Annotated in this window: 18 protein-coding genes; 13 read left to right on the top strand and 5 right to left on the bottom strand. The window is 68.4% G+C overall.

Annotated features, from left to right (window positions below):
- Nucleotides 1-660: a glycosyltransferase family 2 protein gene (locus AB0J87_RS41825; RefSeq protein ID WP_363975585.1), complete on the bottom strand. Its 660-nt coding sequence runs from the start codon at nt 658-660 to the stop codon at nt 1-3.
- A gap of 356 nt (nt 661-1016) precedes the next feature.
- Between AB0J87_RS41825 and AB0J87_RS41820 the strand changes: the two genes are divergently transcribed.
- Nucleotides 1017-1628, top strand: a complete 612-nt coding sequence (locus AB0J87_RS41820) for a methyltransferase domain-containing protein (protein ID WP_363975582.1) — start codon at nt 1017-1019, stop codon at nt 1626-1628.
- A 207-nt stretch (nt 1629-1835) separates the two neighbouring features.
- Here AB0J87_RS41820 and AB0J87_RS41815 read toward each other — a convergent pair whose 3' ends face one another.
- Nucleotides 1836-2072, bottom strand: a complete 237-nt coding sequence (locus tag AB0J87_RS41815; RefSeq protein ID WP_363975580.1) for a hypothetical protein — start codon at nt 2070-2072, stop codon at nt 1836-1838.
- A gap of 185 nt (nt 2073-2257) precedes the next feature.
- On the opposite strand from AB0J87_RS41815, the gene AB0J87_RS41810 reads away from it, so the two are divergent.
- Nucleotides 2258-2728 (top strand): signal peptidase II, encoded by a 471-nt coding sequence (locus AB0J87_RS41810; protein WP_363975577.1) that lies wholly within the window; start codon nt 2258-2260, stop codon nt 2726-2728.
- Nucleotides 2729-2834: 106 nt separating this feature from the next.
- On the opposite strand, the gene AB0J87_RS41805 is transcribed toward AB0J87_RS41810, so the two are convergent.
- Nucleotides 2835-3407 carry a hypothetical protein gene (locus AB0J87_RS41805; protein ID WP_363975575.1) on the bottom strand — a complete coding sequence of 191 codons (573 nt, stop codon included), beginning with the start codon at nt 3405-3407 and terminating at the stop codon, nt 2835-2837.
- Between the two features lie 120 nt (nt 3408-3527).
- Between AB0J87_RS41805 and AB0J87_RS41800 the strand changes: the two genes are divergently transcribed.
- Entirely contained in the window at nt 3528-3791 is a 264-nt protein-coding gene (locus tag AB0J87_RS41800; RefSeq protein ID WP_363975572.1) for a hypothetical protein, read from the top strand.
- On the opposite strand, the gene AB0J87_RS41795 is transcribed toward AB0J87_RS41800, so the two are convergent.
- Nucleotides 3778-4908: a mandelate racemase/muconate lactonizing enzyme family protein gene (locus AB0J87_RS41795; RefSeq protein WP_363975570.1), complete on the bottom strand. Its 1131-nt coding sequence runs from the start codon at nt 4906-4908 to the stop codon at nt 3778-3780. The two genes, AB0J87_RS41800 and AB0J87_RS41795, sit on opposite strands and share 14 nt — an antisense overlap.
- Before the next feature lie 122 nt (nt 4909-5030).
- On the opposite strand from AB0J87_RS41795, the gene AB0J87_RS41790 reads away from it, so the two are divergent.
- The 7 genes from AB0J87_RS41790 to AB0J87_RS41760 all read left to right on the top strand — a co-directional run bounded on the left by AB0J87_RS41790 (nt 5031) and on the right by AB0J87_RS41760 (nt 13280).
- Nucleotides 5031-6047 carry a LacI family DNA-binding transcriptional regulator gene (locus tag AB0J87_RS41790; RefSeq protein WP_363975567.1) on the top strand — a complete coding sequence of 339 codons (1017 nt, stop codon included), beginning with the start codon at nt 5031-5033 and terminating at the stop codon, nt 6045-6047.
- Between the two features lie 99 nt (nt 6048-6146).
- Nucleotides 6147-7814, top strand: a complete 1668-nt coding sequence (locus AB0J87_RS41785; protein ID WP_363975564.1) for a hypothetical protein — start codon at nt 6147-6149, stop codon at nt 7812-7814.
- Entirely contained in the window at nt 7811-9094 is a 1284-nt protein-coding gene (locus AB0J87_RS41780) for an ABC transporter substrate-binding protein (protein WP_363975561.1), read from the top strand. Before AB0J87_RS41785 ends, AB0J87_RS41780 begins: the two co-directional genes overlap by 4 nt.
- Nucleotides 9095-9333: 239 nt before the next feature.
- A complete protein-coding gene (locus AB0J87_RS41775) occupies nt 9334-10302 on the top strand; it encodes a sugar ABC transporter permease (protein WP_363975558.1) in 969 nt (322 codons plus the stop codon).
- 31 nt (nt 10303-10333) lie between these two features.
- On the top strand, nt 10334-11155 hold the full coding sequence (locus AB0J87_RS41770; RefSeq protein ID WP_363975555.1) for a carbohydrate ABC transporter permease: 822 nt from the start codon (nt 10334-10336) through the stop codon (nt 11153-11155).
- Nucleotides 11152-11829, top strand: coding sequence for a PIG-L deacetylase family protein (locus AB0J87_RS41765; RefSeq protein ID WP_363975552.1), 678 nt, complete (start codon nt 11152-11154; stop codon nt 11827-11829). Before AB0J87_RS41770 ends, AB0J87_RS41765 begins: the two co-directional genes overlap by 4 nt.
- 137 nt (nt 11830-11966) lie before the next feature.
- The gene (locus AB0J87_RS41760; RefSeq protein WP_363975549.1) at nt 11967-13280 is read left to right on the top strand and encodes a serine/threonine-protein kinase; all 1314 of its coding nucleotides are present in this window, start codon (nt 11967-11969) and stop codon (nt 13278-13280) included.
- A 27-nt stretch (nt 13281-13307) separates the two neighbouring features.
- Here the strand turns inward: AB0J87_RS41760 and AB0J87_RS41755 are convergent, their stop codons facing one another.
- Complete coding sequence (locus AB0J87_RS41755) at nt 13308-14525, bottom strand: glycoside hydrolase family 16 protein (protein WP_363975546.1); 1218 nt, start codon at nt 14523-14525, stop codon at nt 13308-13310.
- A 175-nt stretch (nt 14526-14700) separates the two neighbouring features.
- Here AB0J87_RS41755 and AB0J87_RS41750 point away from each other — a divergent pair, with 175 nt between their 5' ends.
- From AB0J87_RS41750 to AB0J87_RS41740, 3 genes are read left to right on the top strand one after another with little or no spacing between them, the layout of a single operon-like run.
- A complete protein-coding gene (locus AB0J87_RS41750) occupies nt 14701-15399 on the top strand; it encodes an NAD(P)-dependent oxidoreductase (protein WP_363975543.1) in 699 nt (232 codons plus the stop codon).
- Nucleotides 15396-15911: a GNAT family N-acetyltransferase gene (locus AB0J87_RS41745; RefSeq protein WP_363975540.1), complete on the top strand. Its 516-nt coding sequence runs from the start codon at nt 15396-15398 to the stop codon at nt 15909-15911. The genes AB0J87_RS41750 and AB0J87_RS41745 overlap by 4 nt, the downstream gene beginning before the upstream one ends.
- Nucleotides 15908-17950: an alpha-N-acetylglucosaminidase gene (locus AB0J87_RS41740; RefSeq protein WP_363975537.1), complete on the top strand. Its 2043-nt coding sequence runs from the start codon at nt 15908-15910 to the stop codon at nt 17948-17950. Before AB0J87_RS41745 ends, AB0J87_RS41740 begins: the two co-directional genes overlap by 4 nt.
- Nucleotides 17951-18148: the final 198 nt, after the last annotated feature.

The raw sequence follows: 18148 nt of genomic DNA, 5'->3' as shown, positions 1-18148 counted from the left end.
TCATACCGCCCTGTCGGCCATGACCCGGCGCATGTCACCGATGGTCCGGAGCGTGCCGCGTACCGTACCGGTCACCTTCGACCTCCCCGTACGGGCCAGATAGTCCACCTCGACCTCGGCGATCCGCCAGCCGGCCGCACCGGCGCGCAGCACCATCTCCAGGGGATAGCCGAACCGCCGGTCCGCCAGCTCCAAGACCAGCAGGGCGGCACGTCCGCACGCCCGCATCGGCCCCAGGTCGTGCAGGTCGGCACCGGTACGGCGGCGCAGCTCGCGAGCCAGCACGGCGTTGCCGAGCCGGGCGTGCACCGGCCAGGAGGCGCCCGGTCCAAGGACGCGGCGACCGAGGACCAGATCGGCCTCACCCGCCCGGACCGGCCCCGCGACGCGCGGCAACTGCCCGGGATCGAGGGACGCGTCAGCGTCCATGAAGCACACCACGTCCGCCGTCGCGGCCGTCAGCCCCGCGTGGCAGGCGGCCCCGAATCCGGGCCGGGGCTCAGCCACCACCATCGCGCCGAACTCCGCCGCGACCCTCGCGGATCCGTCGGTCGAACCGTTGTCGACCACGATCGGGCGGAAGCCGGGCGGCATCCGCCCGAGCACCCAGGGCAGGGCCGCCTCCTCATTCAGGCAGGGCAGAACCACGTCGATCTCCATGGGCCGACGCTAACGCGGCGACAGCGTCCTTTCTCTTACGAAAAGATGACGTCGTTCCGAGAAATGACCAGTTCGAGTCCGCGGAAATACGGCTTCATGGCCGAACCCGTGGTTTGGGCCACTGGCCCCCTGCGTCCCCGGCAGAGCATGCGACTTGCCCTGCTCTGCCATATTTTGACACTCCACCGAGGGCATGATGGACGCGGTTTTGCCAGGCGGTCGCGGCTCCCCGTCCTTAACAGCTTCGTAAGGATCGTCACCGACCTGCCGGGGTAATGTGACTGCATGATCACAAGCAGTCGCGTGAGCATTCCGGCAGTCCTCTTTCCCAGCTTCCGCCACAATGGAAGAGTCGCGTGATCGGCGCTTTCTACGAAGAAGGTCTCAAAGGCAGAAACGTATACGTTGAATATGCCGACGGCCGAACGCGGTCGCTCTCCGCCGAGCGCTGGCTCCGGTACAACGAGGGCGACGAACACATTCTGGCCCGATGCTGCGGGCCCACTCTCGATGTCGGTTCGGGACCCGGCAGACTGACCGTGGCGCTTACCCGGATGGGGATTCCCGCCCTGGGCATCGACATCACACCCCTGGCCGTGGAGCTGACCCGCCGCGCCGGCGGCCTGGCGCTGCGCAGGTGCGTCTTCGAACCCCTTCCAGGAACCGGGCGGTGGGCCGAGGCGCTCCTGGCCGACGGCAACATCGGCATCGGCGGCGACCCCGCAGCCCTCCTCCGGCGCCTGCGCGAACTGGTCAGGACAGGAGGAACGGTGATCGCCGAACTCTCGCCGCCGGGTGTACAGAGCGGGGTCCACACCGTACGGCTGCGCCAGGCCGGGCGCACGGGCGACTGGTTCACCTGGGCGACCGTCTCGATCGACGATATCGCCCCCCTTGCCGGGCGATCCGGGTTCCCCACCGTCGAGCACTGGAACGCGGCGGGGCGATGGTTCGCATCCCTCTCATGACTCACCCGGCCGCGACTATAACCCGTAGGTTCGATCTGACGGAAAACTCGAGCCTCATCGCGCGCGGTACGGCGCAGCATCCACCATCACTTCCCGGCACGACGGCGGGGAGAATTCCGGCCCCAGCGATAGAAAACGGCACTCCGCGGCACTGAGCGACACCAATCGAACCGACTCATAATCAGACGGGACGCCTGACATTCTCAACTACGGGAAAGGCTGCCGGCTCAGCACTCGGGTGCGGCGGGACTCGCCGACGTTCAGCTGCGCGCCGATCATCCTGCGGTAGCACAGTCCCAGGCTGTTGAAGGCGCCCCAGCCGTTGGTGGCGCGCGTCCCGGTGGTCAGCCCACTTTCCAGCATCGCCGTGTCGATCCACCACAGCTGAGTGTCGGAGATGTCCGCGTGCCGGGGCGCGAACTGGTAGCCGTACACGGAGAACATGCCGACCGATCGCCATCACGTCGGTGCTGTTCGGTCTCATTCGACCCGGGGCATGCCTCACCGCTCATGAAGCATCCGCATGGGTGCCTCATAGGACGCCCTAGTAGTCTCAGGAAAATATTGGTTGAACAGCACGGAGGCCATGAATGATGCGGTTAGAGCGGGGTTCGAGTCGGCTGTACGGCATGATGCTCATGCTGGCCGCGGTGGTCCTTGTCGTGGACCAGCTCACCAAGCTCTGGGCGGTCTCCACGCTGTCCGACAGTGAGCGCGTCGCCGTGATCCCCCCTTTGATTCACTTCCGGCTGCTTTACAACGCCGGCGCCGCGTTCTCCGTAGGCACCGGCGCGACATGGGTGTTCGCCCTGGCAGCGGCAGCCGCAGTGGTCGGCATTCTCTACACCGCGCGTCGGCTGGCCTCCCCCGGCTGGGCGCTCGTGCTGGGCATGCTGCTCGGCGGGGCGGTGTCTCACCTAGGCGATCGGCTCTTCCGCGAGCCCGGCTTCGCCCGCGGGCACGTCGTGGACTTCATCGACTACGGCCCGTTCGTGGGTAACGTCGCTGACATCGCACTCACCTGCGGGTGCGTTGCGATGGTACTGATCAGCCTGCGCGGTGTGCCGCTCGCCAGGGTGCCGGGCGAAGAGTCCGCCTAGCTTCTGGCCCAGGACCGTCGGCAGTCAAGTTAAAACGGCCTTGGCGGGCGGCGTCCCGGACTTCAGCTCCTCAGCGGCGGGCCCGGGGTCGAGGACGGACTTGTGGTCACGCAGCACTTCGCGGTCGCTGACCGTCGCGGATGCCCAGGTAGATGGACGGGCGGTACTGGCGCATGGCGTGCTCGATGACCGGGATGTACCTGGGGTTCGAGCCCAGCGGGAGCCGGTAGCCGTTGGTGACCCTGTGGAACTCCCAAAGGTGCTCCATGTCCGGATGGCGCGCGCGGAAGCCCGGGTCGGCGGGGAAGAGGTCGATGCGGACCTTCGTCCTGCGGATCAGGTAGTCGGTCGGCTTGACCCGGCGCGGCTGCGTACGGGAGATGCTCACCCCGGACAGTTCGTTCCATGGGGCCGCCCACGGCGTGCCCTGGGGGTCGTCCCAGCGCACGCCGAAGCCGTCGAAGACGAGCCGGCGCGGCCGGCTGAGCTTGCGCCAGGCGAGGACCGGCAACAGCCCGATGAACAGGAAGATCAGCCCGAAGATCAGCTCCATGACCGCGGTGCGCGAGCCCGGCGGGTGCCCGGTGAACGAGGCGAAGATCGAGACGAGCCCGATGAGCCCCGCGGCGGAGCCGCCGATCAACGCCTTCACCTTGGCGTCACCGCCCACGTCGATCACCACGGGAGGCGGTGCGAAAGCGGAGGGCTGCTGGAGCCGATCAAGGCCTCGCCCCGTTCGCCCGATGGATGCGGACATGACAGCTCGTCGAGCAGCACTGGCGGCAGCCCCATCACGCGCTTGCGCCGCGACGAACTCCTCGGCCCTTCTCCCCGGTGGACGGCCGTCATGCGCGACGGTCAGCCAACGACGGTGCGGGGGCTCCTGGCGCGGGCGCAGGAGGCGGCCGGCATCCAGCCGGTGAGCGCACCGCCGGAGTGGCCAGGAAGCGCCCGTGAGGGTGTCCGCGCCCGCTGGATCCAGCGCGTCACGCTGGTCGGGCAGGCCTCGACGGCCCGGACTCCGTTCCCCGCCGAACATACGGCTGACCTCACCAGTTCGTGAAGGCGCCGTCGAGCCGGTTCACTCGGGGGGTGCGTCCGGTGGCCGGCGCCTGCCCCGCCGGCAGCGTCAGATCGACGTCCAGGCCCAGTCCGGGCCGCTCGTCGGCGACGAGCACGCCGTCCACGGGTACGGGGGCGAAGCCGAAACCGGCCGGAACCGGCCCCGGCGGCATCTCCTGCACGCCGAAGTTCGGGCAGGTCAGGTTGAAGTGCAGGGCAGCGGCCGAGGAGACGGGCCCCAGCGGGTTGTGCGTGGCGATCTTGATGTGGTGCGTCTCGGCCAGCCCGGCGATCTTGCGTGCTTCCGTGATGCCGCCGACGATGCCCAGGTCGAGGCGGGCGTAGTCGATGAGCTCGTCCTCGATCAGCGCGCGGAACTCCCACTTGGAGCTGAGCTGCTCGCCCGCCGCGAGCGGCACTCCGGTGCGCAGCCGCAGCATGCGATAGGCGTCCAGGTTCTCACAGCGCAGCGGATCTTCCACGAAGTACGGCCGGGCCGGCTCGATCTCCCGGCACAGGGTGACCGCCTCGGGCAGGTCGAGCCGGGTGTGGGCGTCGATGATGAGCTCGATGTCGTCGCCGACCGCCTGCCGTACGGCATGGAACTGGGCGATCGCCACCCGCATGGCCTCGCGCGGCTCCAGGACATCGCCCGAGGTCGGCACCACCAGCCGCAGGTAGCGCCAGCCCTCCTCGACCAGCCGGTGGCAGCTGTCGATCACCGCCTGGGTGTCGAACCCCTCCGGGTGCACATGGGTGTAACACGTCACGTGATCGCGCACCCGTCCGCCGATGAGCCGGTAGAGCGGAGCGTCGTGCGCCTTGCCCAGCAGGTCCCACAGCGCGATGTCGATCGCGGAGATCACGCACGTGGTCGACCGGTCGGCCGGGAAGAAGTCGCCGCGCGCCATCGTCTGCCACAGGTGCTCGATGCGGTCGGCGTCCTGGCCCACCAGCACCTCGCGCATGCGGTCGAGTACGGCCCCGCTGACCTCGGGAGAGACACGAACTCCCACCTCGCCCAAGCCGGAGATGCCCGCATCGGTGTCCACCACGACGAGGAGCATGTTCTGCCCGCGGTCGGGGACGGCGTACAGCGCAACGTCAACGATCTTCAAAAGGCCTCCTCCGTTTGAGGTGATTCTGTCGTGTTGCAGCAACTTTGCCAAGAGTTTCCGAGATGTATTGACTTGTCACCGTGGCGGGTGCAGTCTCTAGCGCAAACGTTGTGGGAGGCAGCATGGCGGTGACCCTCGCGGACGTGGCGGCAGAGGCCGGCGTGTCCAAGGCGACCGTGTCGCGTGTGTTCGGCACCCCGGACCGGGTCAACGCGGTGACGCGGGCCCGTGTCCTGGAGGTGGCCGAGCGCCTCGGCTATGCGCCGGATCCGACGCCGCGCTCCAGCAGGACCGGCTCGATCGGCCTGATCGTGCCCGACATCGTCAACCCGTTCTTCCCGCCCATGATCAAGGCGGTGCAGCGACGGGCGAGATCTCGCAACTACGGCGTCTACCTGGCCGACAGCGACGCGCACCCCGGCGAAGAGGCCGAAGCCGTGGCGATGATGTCCAAGCAGGTAGACGGGCTCATCTTCTGGTCATCGCGGCTGCCGGCCGAGACGCTGGCCGACGTGGCCACCCGCGTGCCGACCGTGCTGGTCAACCGGGGCGCGCCCGGCGTGCCGACGGTCGTCGCCTCGAGCGAGGACGGCATGCGGCAGGCCGTCGAGCACCTGTACGCCCTCGGGCACACCAGGTGCGCCTACGTCAACGCGCCACGTACGGTCTGGTCGAACCAGCACCGCCGCGCCGCGGTTCAGCGGGCCTGCAAGGCGCTCAGCATGGAGCTGGTCGAGCTGGGCCCGTTCGCGCAGTCCATCGAGGGCGGCGTGCAGGCCGCCGACATGGTCGTCGCGCACGGCGTCACCGCGGCCATCGCCAACAACGACATGACCGCGGTCGGGCTGCTGCTCCAGCTCGCCAACCGCGGGCTGTCCGTGCCCGGCGACATCAGCGTGGTCGGCGTGGACGACACCTACCTGGCCATGGTGGCCAGGCCGGCGCTGACCACCGTACGGATACCGGTCGAGGAGATCGGGTCGATCGCGGTCGACCTGCTCATCGGCATGCTCCACTCCGGCGACCAGGGCGAGGGCGACCCTGTCGAGGTGGACACCCAGCTCATAGTCCGGGACTCGACGGGCCCCGCCACGGAAAGGATCACCTGGCCGACCAGGCCACTGCCCACCCTGGAGTAACCACCACCCACATCTCCGGCATCCGCTGGTCTGCGACCTGCGGCCATGCCGGCGTGCAGAAAAACGCTCGGGGGCCTTATAAGAGGAAGGAGCTGGCAGGTGCGAAAGAGAGCACTTCTGCCGATCGCGCTCACCGCAGCCGCCGTGCTTGGACAAGCCGTACCGGCCCAGGCAGTCGATTTGCCCTACCAGAACAGAACCGGGGTCGGCGTACCCGTGCCCGCCCGTGACCAGGCAGTTTCGCCGCAGCGGATGCGGGAGCTGGCCGTCGCTTTCGTCCAGCCCTCGGCGGACAACCTGGATGCCTCGCTCGACAAGATGGCCGAGGCCGGGGTGCGCCGGGCCCAGATCGTCGCGTCGTGGACCGGGATTTGCCAGAAGCGCGATGAATGCGACTGGTCGAAGCTGGACGCGTACTTCGCCAAGGCGGCCAGGCGCGGCATCGCCACCGCTGTGCACATCAACTCCACGCCCGACTGGGTGCACCCGGACCTGGTGGACACGGTGGAGAACTACGGAGAGCGGATCTGGTTCCCGCCGACCAGGACGCCGGAGGAGTTAGCCGAGTTCGAGAAGTTCGTGACCACGCTGGCGAGTCGTTATCGCGGCAAGGTCGAGAGCTACGAGATCTGGAACGAGGAGAACTGGCGCGACTTCTACAAGCCCGTCGAGGACCCGGCGGACTACGCCAAGCTGCTGCGCGCCGGCTATCTGTCGGTCAAGGCCGCCGACCCGCGAGCCAAGGTGATCTTCGGTGGGACCACGCGGACGGACCCCGGGTTCGTGCGCGAGGTGTACGCCGCGGTCCGGAAATATCCGGACGCGGTGAAGAGCCGCCACTTCTTCGACCTCATGGGCGCTCACCCGTACACCGACGACCGTCACCCCGACGACCACGACCCGGGCAAGGTGCGCGAGAACGCCGCCGGTGGCGAGTTCGACGACAACTTCCTCGGCATCGACCGGCTGTATTCGGAGATGGTACGGCAGGGCGACGCCGACAAGCAGATCTACCTGGGCGAGTTCTCCTACTCCTCGGTGCGGACGTGGATGGGCCTGGTGCCGGACGATCGGCGCGCGTTCTACCTGCGGCGGGTGATGGAGCTGGCGGCCCAGCGTCCCTACGTTTCGGGCCTGTCATGGTTCGTCTGGTCCGAGACTCGGCCTGACGATGAGTGGCGCGGCTGGACACTCCTGGAATATCCCGACAAACCCACCCGCACCTACCTCGAGCTGGCCGAGCTCACCGGCGCCTCACCCACGGAGCGCGCACCGCGGCTGATGCTCGGCGACGGGACGGCTTCCGTGGACCGGCTTCCCTCGAATGTCGAGCGGGTCGAGCTCTACCTCGAAGGCGTCCGAGCCGCCTCCGGCACCTCTTTCCCACTGACCTTCACCCCGCCCGCGCGGGGGACGACCCAGCTCGCACAGGCCGTCCTCTACACCGGCGACGGGCGCACGATCCAGACCACGACCGCCTGGCTCGGTGCCGGCAGGCCGGCCGTCCAGGTCTCCCACCCCAAGGTCAAGGCCACGCGCAACGTGGACGTGACAGCCGGGCTCAAGGTCACCGGCCCGGTCCTGCTCCGCGTGATCGACGCCTCGGATGACGTGGTCATGACCATGCCGCTCGGCGTGGGCACCGGCAGGCAGACCCGTTTCGACGCCCTGGTCGCGCTCGACGACCCCGGCACCTACCAGCTCTCCGTTCACGATCAACGCGGCCGTCGGCTGTCCGATCCCGCCCTCCTGGAGGTAGTGCAGTGAAACTCCGTTGCGCGGCGGTCCTTGCTGCCGCAACGATCACCGTAAGCGCCTGCGGTTCCGCTGATCCTTCACAGGCGGCCAAGCCTGCCGCCGACGAGGGCCGCGGCCCGATCACCTTCGCCAACGGCAAGGACTCCAGCGGCGTGCTGCAGGGTCTGATCGACAAGTGGAACGCCTCGCACCCCACCGAGAAGGCCACGCTCGTCGAGCTGCCTCCGCAGGCCGACCAGCAGCGCCAGCAGCTCATCCAGAACGCCCAGACCAAGTCGGACGCCTTCACCGTCGTCTCCCTCGACGTCGTGTGGACCGCGGAGTTCGCCGCCAACGGCTGGGTCGACGAGCTGCCTCTCGGGGAGTTCCCGACCGACAAGATCATCCCGTCGCTGGTGGAAGGCGGCAAGTACTTCGGCAAGCTGTACACAGCCCCGTGGGGCGGCGGCACCGGCCTGCTCTACTCGCGTACCGACCTGCTGAAGAAGGCGGGGCTCGAGCAGCCCAAGACCTGGGCCGAGCTCATGGCCGCCTGCGACAAGGTGCTGAAGCTGCCCGAGGCCAAGGGCATGGACTGCTACGGCGGCCAGTTCAACAAGTACGAAGGGCTGACCGTCAACATCTCCGAAGCCGTCAACTCGGCAGGCGGCTCGGTCGTCGGCGCCGACGGCAAGCCGACCCTGACCACCCCGCAGGCCAAGCAGGGCCTGGACTTCCTCGTCGAGGGCTTCAAGAAGGGCTACATGCCCAAGGAGTCCATCACCTGGGACGAGGAGGCGGGCCGCCGCGCCTTCCAGGCGGGCAAGCTGCTGTTCCACCGCAACTGGTCCTACCAGTACACGCTGGCCAACAAGGAGGACGGCTCCAGCAAGGTCGCCGGCAAGTTCGACGTCTCCCCCATCCCCGGACTCAACGGGCTCGGCAAGGGCACGATCGGCGCCAACAACCTGGCCATCAGCAAGTTCGCCAAGAACAAGAAGTCCGCGCTGGACTTCATCAAGTTCATGACGAGCGAGGAGACCGCCAGACACCTGATGCTCGAGTCGTCGCAGTCGCCCGCTTACGCGGCGATGTACGACGACCCGGCGTTGGTGGAGAAGTTCGGGTTCCTGCCGATGCTCAAGGAGGGGCTGCTCAACGCTGCGCCGCGGCCGGCGGTCGTCCGGTACGGTGACGCCACGGCGGCCATCCAGGAGGAGATCACCGCCGCCCTCAGCGGCCAGAAGCCCTCCGACCAGGCACTGACCGCCCTCCAGGACAGACTCGCCAAGATCATCGCAAACCAGTAGCGGCTCCGGCGGGGCCGGGTTCACCTGCCCGGCCCCGCCTGCGGCTCGCTCCCCACTCCCACCAAGCCGGAACGCGGACGGCTCCCCCGCTCGCGTCGATCAAGGCTCTCCCCGGGTTGAACCCCCGCCGACACCTCGATCGACGCGACCCGCCCTACCCGATTGACAGATACGCCGGGACCCAGAACCGGAAAGTCTCCGGAGTTCCTCAGGCTTCGCCGTACGTGAAGGGACGAAACGTGACGATCAGCATTGCCGCCCCCGTCAAGCGGGCGGCGCGGCTCCGCCCCCGAGGCGGTGACTCATGGACGGCCGCGCTCATGCTCGGGCCCACGCTGCTCACGCTCGCCCTGGTCGCCGGGTATCCCGTGGTCGCGGCGCTGCGGCTGTCCTTCATCGAGGTCGCCAACCGCGTCAACCAGCAGACCGGCATGATCGAGGCGACCGAGTCGTTCGGGCTTGGCAACTATGCCGGCCTGTTCACGGGGGCGTCCGGCGAGGCGTTCCGCAACGCGTTCTGGAACACCACGTTGTTCACCATAATCGGGGTGGCCGCCGAGGTCGTGCTGGGTGTGGCCATGGCGCTGGTGATGCAGCGGGCGTTCCGCGGGCGGGCGCTGGTGCGGGCGAGCGTGCTGGTGCCGTGGGCGATTCCGACGGCCATTTCGGGACTTCTGTGGAAATGGATCTTTGAAACGGACGGCGTGGCCAACGCGGTGCTCAACACTGACATCGTGTGGACCGCCGACCACGCCACCGTCTGGGGCTTCATGTCGGCGCCGTTCACCGCGGTGCTCATCGCCGACATCTGGAAGACCGCGCCGTTCATCGGTCTGCTCGTGCTGGCCGGGCTGCAGATCATCCCCAAGGACGTCTACGAGGCCGCGCGCGTCGACGGCGCCTCGGCCATGCGGACGTTCTGGCAGATCACCCTGCCGCTGGTGCGGCCGGCGCTGGTGGTCGCCGTGCTGTTCCGCATCCTGGACGCGCTCAAGATGTTCGACCTGCCGTTCGTGCTCGTCGGCGCGCACAAGCACTCGGTCGAAACCCTGTCCACGCTGGCGCAGTACGAGCTTTCGAACGTCAGGTACGGCCCGGCCGCCGCCTACTCCACCGTGCTCTTCATATACGTCGCGGTGATCGCCTTCATTTTCGTCAAGGTGCTCGGCGCCGACCTCATCGGGCGCGGCCTCAAGGGCCGCGGGTAATGGCCGTTCCAAGCTCGCTGAAGGGACCCGCATGATGTCCGGGCGCACGATCTACAACATCGGCATCGGGCTGATCGTCGTTTACTGCCTGGCACCGTTCTATTGGATGATCGCCACGGCGCTGCGCCGGCCGGCCGACTCCTTCGACCTGTCCCCCATTCCTTTCCCTTTGTCGTTCGACAATTTCACGGCCGCGTTCTCCGCGCAGAACGGCTTCGGCCGGGCGCTGGTCAACAGCCTCGTGGTGGCGGGAACGACGACACTGCTCACGCTGATGATCGGCATCACCGCCGCCTACGCGATCGCGCGACTGGAATTCCCCTTCAAGAACGTCATCCTGGCCGTCATCATCGCCACCTCGATGTTCCCCGGTATCTCGCTGCTGATCCCGCTGCTGAAACTCTTCGTCGGCCTGGAGTGGATCAACACCTACCAGGCGTTGATCGTCCCGAGCATCAGCTTCGCGCTGCCGCTGACCGTGTTCAACCTGACCGCGTTCTTCAAGCAGATGCCGCACGAGCTGGAAGGCGCCGCCCAGGTGGACGGCTGCAGCCGTTGGCAGGCATTCCGCAAGGTGATTCTGCCGCTCGCCATGCCAGGCGTGTTCACCAGTGCGATCATCACGTTCGTCGCGGCGTGGAACGAATTCATCATCGCGCTGTCGGTGACCAACGAGAAGGAGATGCGCACCGCCCCGGTCATCACCGCGCTGTTCACCGGCCAGTACAAGTTCGACCAGCCGTTCGGCACCCAGATGGCCGCCGGCGTCGCCGTCACCGTTCCCCTTGTCATCGGCGCCCTCGTTTTCCAGCGCCGCATCGTCGAGGGCCTGACCGCAGGAGCACTCAAATGACCCGCGCACTCGCCGTATTCGCCCACCCGGACGACGTCGACTTCAACGCCGCAGGCACCGTCGCCCAATGGGTGGACTCCGGAACGGAGGTTTCCTACCTGGTCGTCACCCGCGGGGAGGCGGGCGACGGCGAACCACGCGAGCGCATCCAGGAATTGCGCATGGCGGAACAACGAGCGGCAGCCGAGGCGGTGGGCGCGCGGAAGGTGTACTTCCTTTCCGGGTACGCGGACGGCCGGGTCGAGGTCTCGCTCGACCTGCGGCGGGACATCGCCCGCGTCATCCGCCAGGTGCGGCCGCACCGCCTGCTGACCAGCTCTCCGACGCGGACCTGGGGCCTGCGCGACGCGGACCATCCCGACCATGCGGCCGTGGGCCAGGCGGCCTCTTGTGCGGTCTACCCCGATGCCATGAACCGCTACGTTCACCCCGACCTGTCGGACCTCGAGCCGTGGCAGGTGTCGGAGGTCTGGTTCAGCGAGAGCCCCACGCCGGACCTGTACGTCGACATCACCGACACCTTCGACCGCAAACTCGCGGCACTCGCCGCCCACAAGACCCAGCCGGGGACGGGCGAAGCCGAGAACCGCGAACGCTTCGCCGCCATCGCCGCCCGCGGCGGCCTCCCCGCGGGCCGTCTGGCGGAGGCCTTCACCGTCATCAAACGCCGCTAGTACGACTGCCTACCGCAGGCCGGGCTGCTCCCGATCACGTTATGGGGTTACGGTGCTCCTGCCGGTGATCTACTCTGATCAACTGTCATACGGGGCAAGACGGGCGAGGTGGCATGACATCGGCGCAGCCTGGTTACATGGTCGGCGGACGTTACCGGTTGATCGAGGTACTGGGGGCCGGCGGGTTCGGACGCGTCTGGCGTGCCCATGACGAGGTCCTGGACGCCGAAGTGGCGATCAAAGAGCTGCAGTTGCTGGCGGGGATGTCCGAGGCGGAGCAGGACAAGCGGCTGGAGCGCACCACGCGTGAGGCCCGCAACGCCGTCCGGTTGCGGGCGCACGAGAATGTCGTGGCCATCCACGACATCGTCTCGGACGGCCTGCCCTGGATCGTGATGGAGCTGATCGACGGCCAATCGCTGCACGAGCACCTCGAAACGCGCGGACCGCTGCCGGTGGACACGGCCGCACAGCTGGCCATGGCGCTGCTGAAGGCGCTCGGCGCGGCCCACCAGACGGGCATCGTGCACCGCGACATCAAACCGGCCAACGTCATGCTCGCCGAGGACGGGAAGGTCCTGCTCACCGACTTCGGGATCGCCGTCCACACCACCGACACCACCCTGACGACCGCCGGGATGACCATCGGCTCTCCCGAGTACATGGCCCCCGAACGGCTGCGCGGGATCGACGGGCTCCCCGCCAGCGACCTGTTCTCCCTGGGCGTCACCCTCTACCAGGCCGTCGAGGGCGTCTCGCCGTTCCGCCGCAACACCCAACCGGCGGCACTGACCGCGGTCCTGCTGGAAGAGCCCCCGGCGCCGCGACGAGCGGGCCGGCTCGCCCCGCTCATCACGCGGCTGCTCGACAAGGACCCCGGCAACAGGCCGACCGTCGAGGGCGCGCTGGCCATGCTCGGTGAACGGCAGCCGGGCCGGGACCACGGACGGGACGGCACCAGGATCCTCCCGCCCGGGCAGGTCCCCCAGCAGGGGTGGCAGCACAAAGGTGTCGCCGTGATGATGGCGATCATCTTCGCCCTCGCTCTCCTCGGCCTCACTCACCTCGGCATCACCTGGGACGAACTCGAGGATGAGTTCGACCGTGAAGACATGATCCCCCTGGTGATCGCCGTCCTCGCCGACATCGGTCTGACCGGCCTACTGTGCGCGCAGATCGCCCGCTTCGTGCCGCCGATCGCCGGGAAGACCGTTGCCGTCGTCGTGGGCGTCGTCGGGTTCCTCGCCGGCAGCGGCGCCGCGTTTCTCGCCTTCGACGGCATGGGCCTGATTCTCCTGCGCCTCATCCCGTCTTTGGACGACGACGAGGTCATAGTGATCGCGCCGCTCGTGATCACCGTCGTCATGCTCATCGCGGCGGGCTGGACCTGGGAGTCGAGGAAGCTCCGGCGTTCCAGGCCCGGCGGCAACAGCCCATCGGCGACACGCTGACCGGCGGCTTGGCCCGTGGCCGCCGGGTTACCTCTGCCAGACGCGGACGTAGTCGACGGCCTTCTGGGCCGAGACCGTGGCAGTCACCGGCTGGTAACCGGAGCGGGAGTAGACGTACAGGTCCTCGATGAGGTTGGTGTTCTCCGAGGCGGTGCCCGCCACGCTGCAGACCTGCCTGCCGTCGATGTAGAACGTCGTGCCCGACGCTGAGATGCCGGCGCCGTAGGTGTGGAAGTCGGCGCCCGGGTCGAAGTCGAGGTCGACCTGGCAGCCGCCGCCGGCGTTGGCGTGCGAGGTCAGGTAGAGCCTGCGCGGGTTGTCGCTGTACTGCTCGTAGACGTCGGTCTCCTGCCAGGTGTTCACGCCGTCGGCCTGCCAGGTCCAGAAGGCCGGCCAGAAGCCGCGCTTGTCGGCGACGGGGTTGCCGCCCGCGTCGACGACGTTGAAGGTCAGCTTGGCGCGAGACTCGATGAAGCCGTGCTTGAGGGTGAAGCCGCTGGTGCCGATGGAGGTGAGCAGGCACGAGGTCCAGTCGTAGACCTGGCCGGAGGGTGCGGTGTAGCGCTCGCGCTTGGCGGTCATGGTGACGACGCCGTTGGCCTCGCTGCAGTTGCGGTCGAGGTTGTACTCGAGCTGCTGGTTGTTCTTGTTGCCGCGGCCGGCGTCGGCGAGGGCGCTGGAGTGGCCACGCCACTTGGTGCCCCAGTCGACGGAGGTGCCGGAGAACTCGTCCCACCACCTGAGGTTCCAGCCGGATCCGCCGCCGTTGGGTTGCGCGCCGGAGGGCGGGTTCTCGTTGCCGGGGTTGGTGCCGCCGCCGGAGGAGCCGACGGCGAAGGTCTGGGCGGGGTTGGGGGTCAGGTTGGTCCAGGTCGTGCCGATCCTGTAGGCCACCCACACGCGGTAGGTGCCGGCGGGCAGCGTACGGGAGGCCGTCAAGGTCTGCTGGGAGGTGCCGAGCTGGTAGCCGTCTCGGTCGCCGACGTCGAAGTTGGCGTCGCCGGCGTCGCGGATGACGAAGACCAGCTCGTCTAAGTTCTTCGCCGAGTCGGCCACGAGCTTGGCGCCGAAGGTGATGGTCTGGTCGGCGGTCGGGGACTGGATGTCACGGCCTAACGCCTGAAGGGTCACCGCGTTCGTCACCGTGTAGTCGACCACGCCTGCGGGTGTCGCGGCCGCGGTCCCCTGGATGGCGAGCACCGCGATTGCCGCGGGCGCGATGGCTGCTCGCAAGATCTGGCGCATGTACGGCCCTCCTTGTGAGGCGGATGAGGTTGCCGCCCACATTGATCCGGGCTGCACCAAGCGTCAAGACATTTCCGGAAACTTCATGAAACTGGATGGAAACTCCTCTGCAACCGTTGCCGTATGAATCGGGCTATGCCAGCATGTGGGACGACCTTTCAGGAGGTAGAGGACGATGCGGGTACTTGTAACAGGTGCCAGTGGTTTGGTGGCCGGCCAGGTCATCCCCGCCCTGGAAAAGCACCACGAGCTGCGTCTCACCGATCTCGCGGACGGCGATCTGGCCGACGCGGACTTCGCCCGCCAGGTGACCGACGGCGTCGACGCGATCCTGCATCTGGCCGCCAACCCCAACCCCGACGCGTCCTGGGACGACCTCGCCGGGCCCAACATGCGCGCCGTGACCAACGTCCTGGACGCGGCCGGTGCCAGGCGGGTGGTGCTGGCGAGCTCGGTCCACGTGATGGGGCAGTACCGGGCCGGCCCCGTCGAACCCGACTGGCCGCCCAGCCCCTGCTGCAGGTACGGCGCGGCCAAGGCCTTCGCCGAGGCCGCGGGGCGCATGCACAGTCATCGGTACGGCGGAGCCGTCATCTGCCTGCGTCTCGGTGCGACCGTCCCCAAGCCGCCGGCCAAGCAAGCGCTGCCCGCCTGGCTCGCCCCTGACGACCTGCGCCGGCTCGTGCTCCTGGCCCTGGAGGCCCCCGTCCGCTTCGAGGTCTGCCACGGCGTCTCGGCCAACACCAGCAGCGTCTGGTCGACGCGCAACAACCTCGGCTACACGCCGGCCTGCGACTCCGAGCCTTACCGCGACCAGACCCCCGACGTGGACGGATGGGGTCCGTGCCCCAGTTACGAGGAGGCCACCCGTTGATCGCTACCTTCGTCACCGAGACCCAGCTCACCGAGGAGCAGGATGCCGCGTTGCGGCCGCTGCTCGCCGCCGCGTTCCCCGACAGGGCCGGCCACTTCGCGCTCCAGTCCTGGTGGCTCGCCCGCCCGCAGTGGCGGCTGTGGTTGAGCGACGGCGATCGACCGATCGCCCATCTTGGTGTGGAACGCCGCCGCATCGGCGTCGGTGACCAGGATGTCTACGTCGCCGGGATCGGCCACGTCTGCACCGACCCGGCGATGCGCGGCAGAGGTCTCGGCGTCGCGCTGATGAACGAGCTGCGCGAGGTTCTCACCGAACGCTTCGGCTTCCTCACCTGCCTCCCACACGTGCAGGGCTTCTACGAGGCCGCCGGATGGGTTCAGGTGCACGCGCCGGTCGTGATGAGCAACGTCTACACGGGAGAGCGCATGACCTCCTCGATTCCCGCCATGGTGCTGGGCGAAGGTTTCCCCGAGGGCGGCCCGATCGACCTGCGCGGGCTGCCCTGGTGAGCGCCGTCGTGAGCGCCGTGGCGGGAGCCGTACGCCGCCTGCTTCCCGATCATCACGATCAGCTGACGCTCGTCGAGCAGCGGGGGGAGGGCGACCGGTTCCGCATCGAGGGTACGACCATCACCGGAACGTCGGCGTCCGCCCTGCTCACAGGCGTGCACTGGTATCTGACGCGGGTCGCGGGCGTGAGCGCCGGGTGGCCGGGAGACAGCCTGTCACGCCTTCCCGACAAGCTGCCCCAAGCGCCATATATCGCGAAAGAGGCCGTCGTTCAGCACCGGTTCGCGTTGAACGACACCGACGACGGCTATTCGGGGCCGTATCGGGACTGGGCCACCTGGGAGCGGCAGATCGACCTGATGGCCCTGCACGGCATCAACGAGGTGCTCGTCACGGTCGGCATGGAAGAGGTCTATCGCCGGACATTCACCGAATTCGGGTACACCGACGAGCAGCTCCGCGCCTGGACCCCCTCGCCGGGCCACCAGCCCTGGTGGCTGCTGCAGAACATGGCCGCCTTCACCGGGCCGGTCTCGGAGCAGCTCTTCGGCCAGCGGGTACGGCTGGCCCAGCAGATCGTCACCCGGCTGCGCGAGCTCGACCTCACCCCCGTCATGCCCGGATATTTCGGGACAGTGCCGCCCGGCTTCCCCGGGCGCGTGATCCCGCAGGGCGGCTGGGTCGGCTTCGAGCGTCCCGACTGGCTCGACCCGCGCGACCCGATGTTCGCCCAGGTCGCGGAGGCGTTCTATCGCCACCAGGCCGAGCTGTACGGCGAGACCTCCATGGTCAAGATGGACCTCCTGCACGAGGGTGGCACGCCCGGCGACGTCCCGGTCGCGGAAGCGGTCAAAGCGGTCCAGGAGGCGCTGCGCAAGGCCAGGCCGGGAGCCACCTGGGTGGTGCTCGGCTGGCTGGACAACCCCGTGCGCGAGCTGATCGAAGCCGCCGACGGCCTGCTCATCCTCGACGGCGTCGCCGACCGCCACCCCGATCTCGACCGCGAAACCGGGTGGCTCGGCACGTCGTACTGCTTCGGAACCATCCCCAACTTCGGCGGCCACACCACGATCGGGGCGAACACCGGCGTTTGGGTCAGCCGCTTCGCGGAGTGGCGTCGCGGGCCGTCGCTGCGCGGCATCGCGTACCTGCCCGAAGGCACCGGCACGAACCCCGCGTCCTTCGCCCTGTTCGCCGAGCTGGCCTGGCACGACGAGCCCATCGATCACGCCGGGTGGTTCACGGACTTCTCTCGCCGGCGGTACGGCGGAGCCGACCCGCACGCGGCGCGCGCCTGGGAGATCCTGCGCACGACGGCCTATTCGCTGCCGGCCGACGGGTGGAGCGAACCGCAGGACAGCCCGTTCCTCGCGCGGCCGTCGCTGACCGCGGCCAACGCGGCCACCTGGTCACCGCGTGCGCCGCGCTACGACCTCGAGCGCTTCGCCGCGGCGCTCGAACAGCTCCTCCAGGTGGATCCGGCGTTGCGCGGCACCTCGGCATACCAGTTCGACCTGGTCGACGTCGCCCGCCAGGCGCTCACCAACCGGTCGTGGGTGCTGCTGCCCGCGTTGCGAGCCGCGTTCGAGTCGGGGGCCTTGGAGCGGTTCCGCCGGCTGACCGTGACCTGGCTGGAGGACATGGAGCTGCTGGACCGGGTGGTGTCCGCTTCGCCGTACTTCCTCCTCGGACCCTGGCTGGCGGCCGCCCGCGCCGCGGCGGCGGACGAGGAGGAGGCGGCACGGCTGGAGTACGACGCCAGGTGCCTCCTCACGACCTGGGGTCCCCGTGGCGCGGACGTGCGCCTGAAGGATTACGCCAACCGGGAGTGGGCCGGGCTGGTCCGCGACTTCCACGCGATGCGCTGGCGCCTGTTCTTCGACACGCTGCTCGGCGGCGGCGACCCCGAGGGGATCGACTGGTTCGCGGTGGAGGACGCCTGGTCGCGTGACAGCAGCCCGTACCCGGAATATCCAACAGCAGACCCCTACCGGGTGGCCCTCGACCTTTACGCCCGCTTGCGTCAAGCGATTGAGTAGCGCCACAACACGTGCCTGGGGCACGGCAGGCTGTCCGGCATGCACGTGCGGCCCACCTGCTGGGCAGACAGTCCCGCGAACACCACACCCGTAAGATCGTCGATCTTCAGCACGGCTCATCCTGGCAGCTGATCACCCAGCGCCACCACCGGCTACGGGCCAGAGCCGTTGCTGTTCTTACTGTCCCCACCCCGCGGC

It is taken from the genome of Nonomuraea sp. NPDC049625 (genome assembly GCF_040675285.1).
Lineage (GTDB): Bacteria > Actinomycetota > Actinomycetes > Streptosporangiales > Streptosporangiaceae > Nonomuraea > Nonomuraea angiospora_A.
Note: the sequence above shows the minus strand (reverse complement) of the source record. Positions and strands in the feature narration are given on the sequence as shown.

Bases quoted from the DNA above. Each gene is read 5' to 3' on its own strand.
- AB0J87_RS41815 (WP_363975580.1), bottom strand. From the start codon at position 2,072: ATGTTCTCCGTGTACGGCTACCAGTTCGCGCCCCGGCACGCGGACATC.
- AB0J87_RS41760 (WP_363975549.1), top strand. From the start codon at position 11,967: ATGGTCGGCGGACGTTACCGGTTGATCGAGGTACTGGGGGCCGGCGGG.
- AB0J87_RS41765 (WP_363975552.1), top strand. From the start codon at position 11,152: ATGACCCGCGCACTCGCCGTATTCGCCCACCCGGACGACGTCGACTTC.
- AB0J87_RS41770 (WP_363975555.1), top strand. From the start codon at position 10,334: ATGATGTCCGGGCGCACGATCTACAACATCGGCATCGGGCTGATCGTC.
- AB0J87_RS41790 (WP_363975567.1), top strand. From the start codon at position 5,031: ATGGCGGTGACCCTCGCGGACGTGGCGGCAGAGGCCGGCGTGTCCAAG.
- AB0J87_RS41825 (WP_363975585.1), bottom strand. From the start codon at position 660: ATGGAGATCGACGTGGTTCTGCCCTGCCTGAATGAGGAGGCGGCCCTG.
- AB0J87_RS41755 (WP_363975546.1), bottom strand. From the start codon at position 14,525: ATGCGCCAGATCTTGCGAGCAGCCATCGCGCCCGCGGCAATCGCGGTG.
- AB0J87_RS41750 (WP_363975543.1), top strand. From the start codon at position 14,701: ATGCGGGTACTTGTAACAGGTGCCAGTGGTTTGGTGGCCGGCCAGGTC.
- AB0J87_RS41810 (WP_363975577.1), top strand. From the start codon at position 2,258: ATGATGCTCATGCTGGCCGCGGTGGTCCTTGTCGTGGACCAGCTCACC.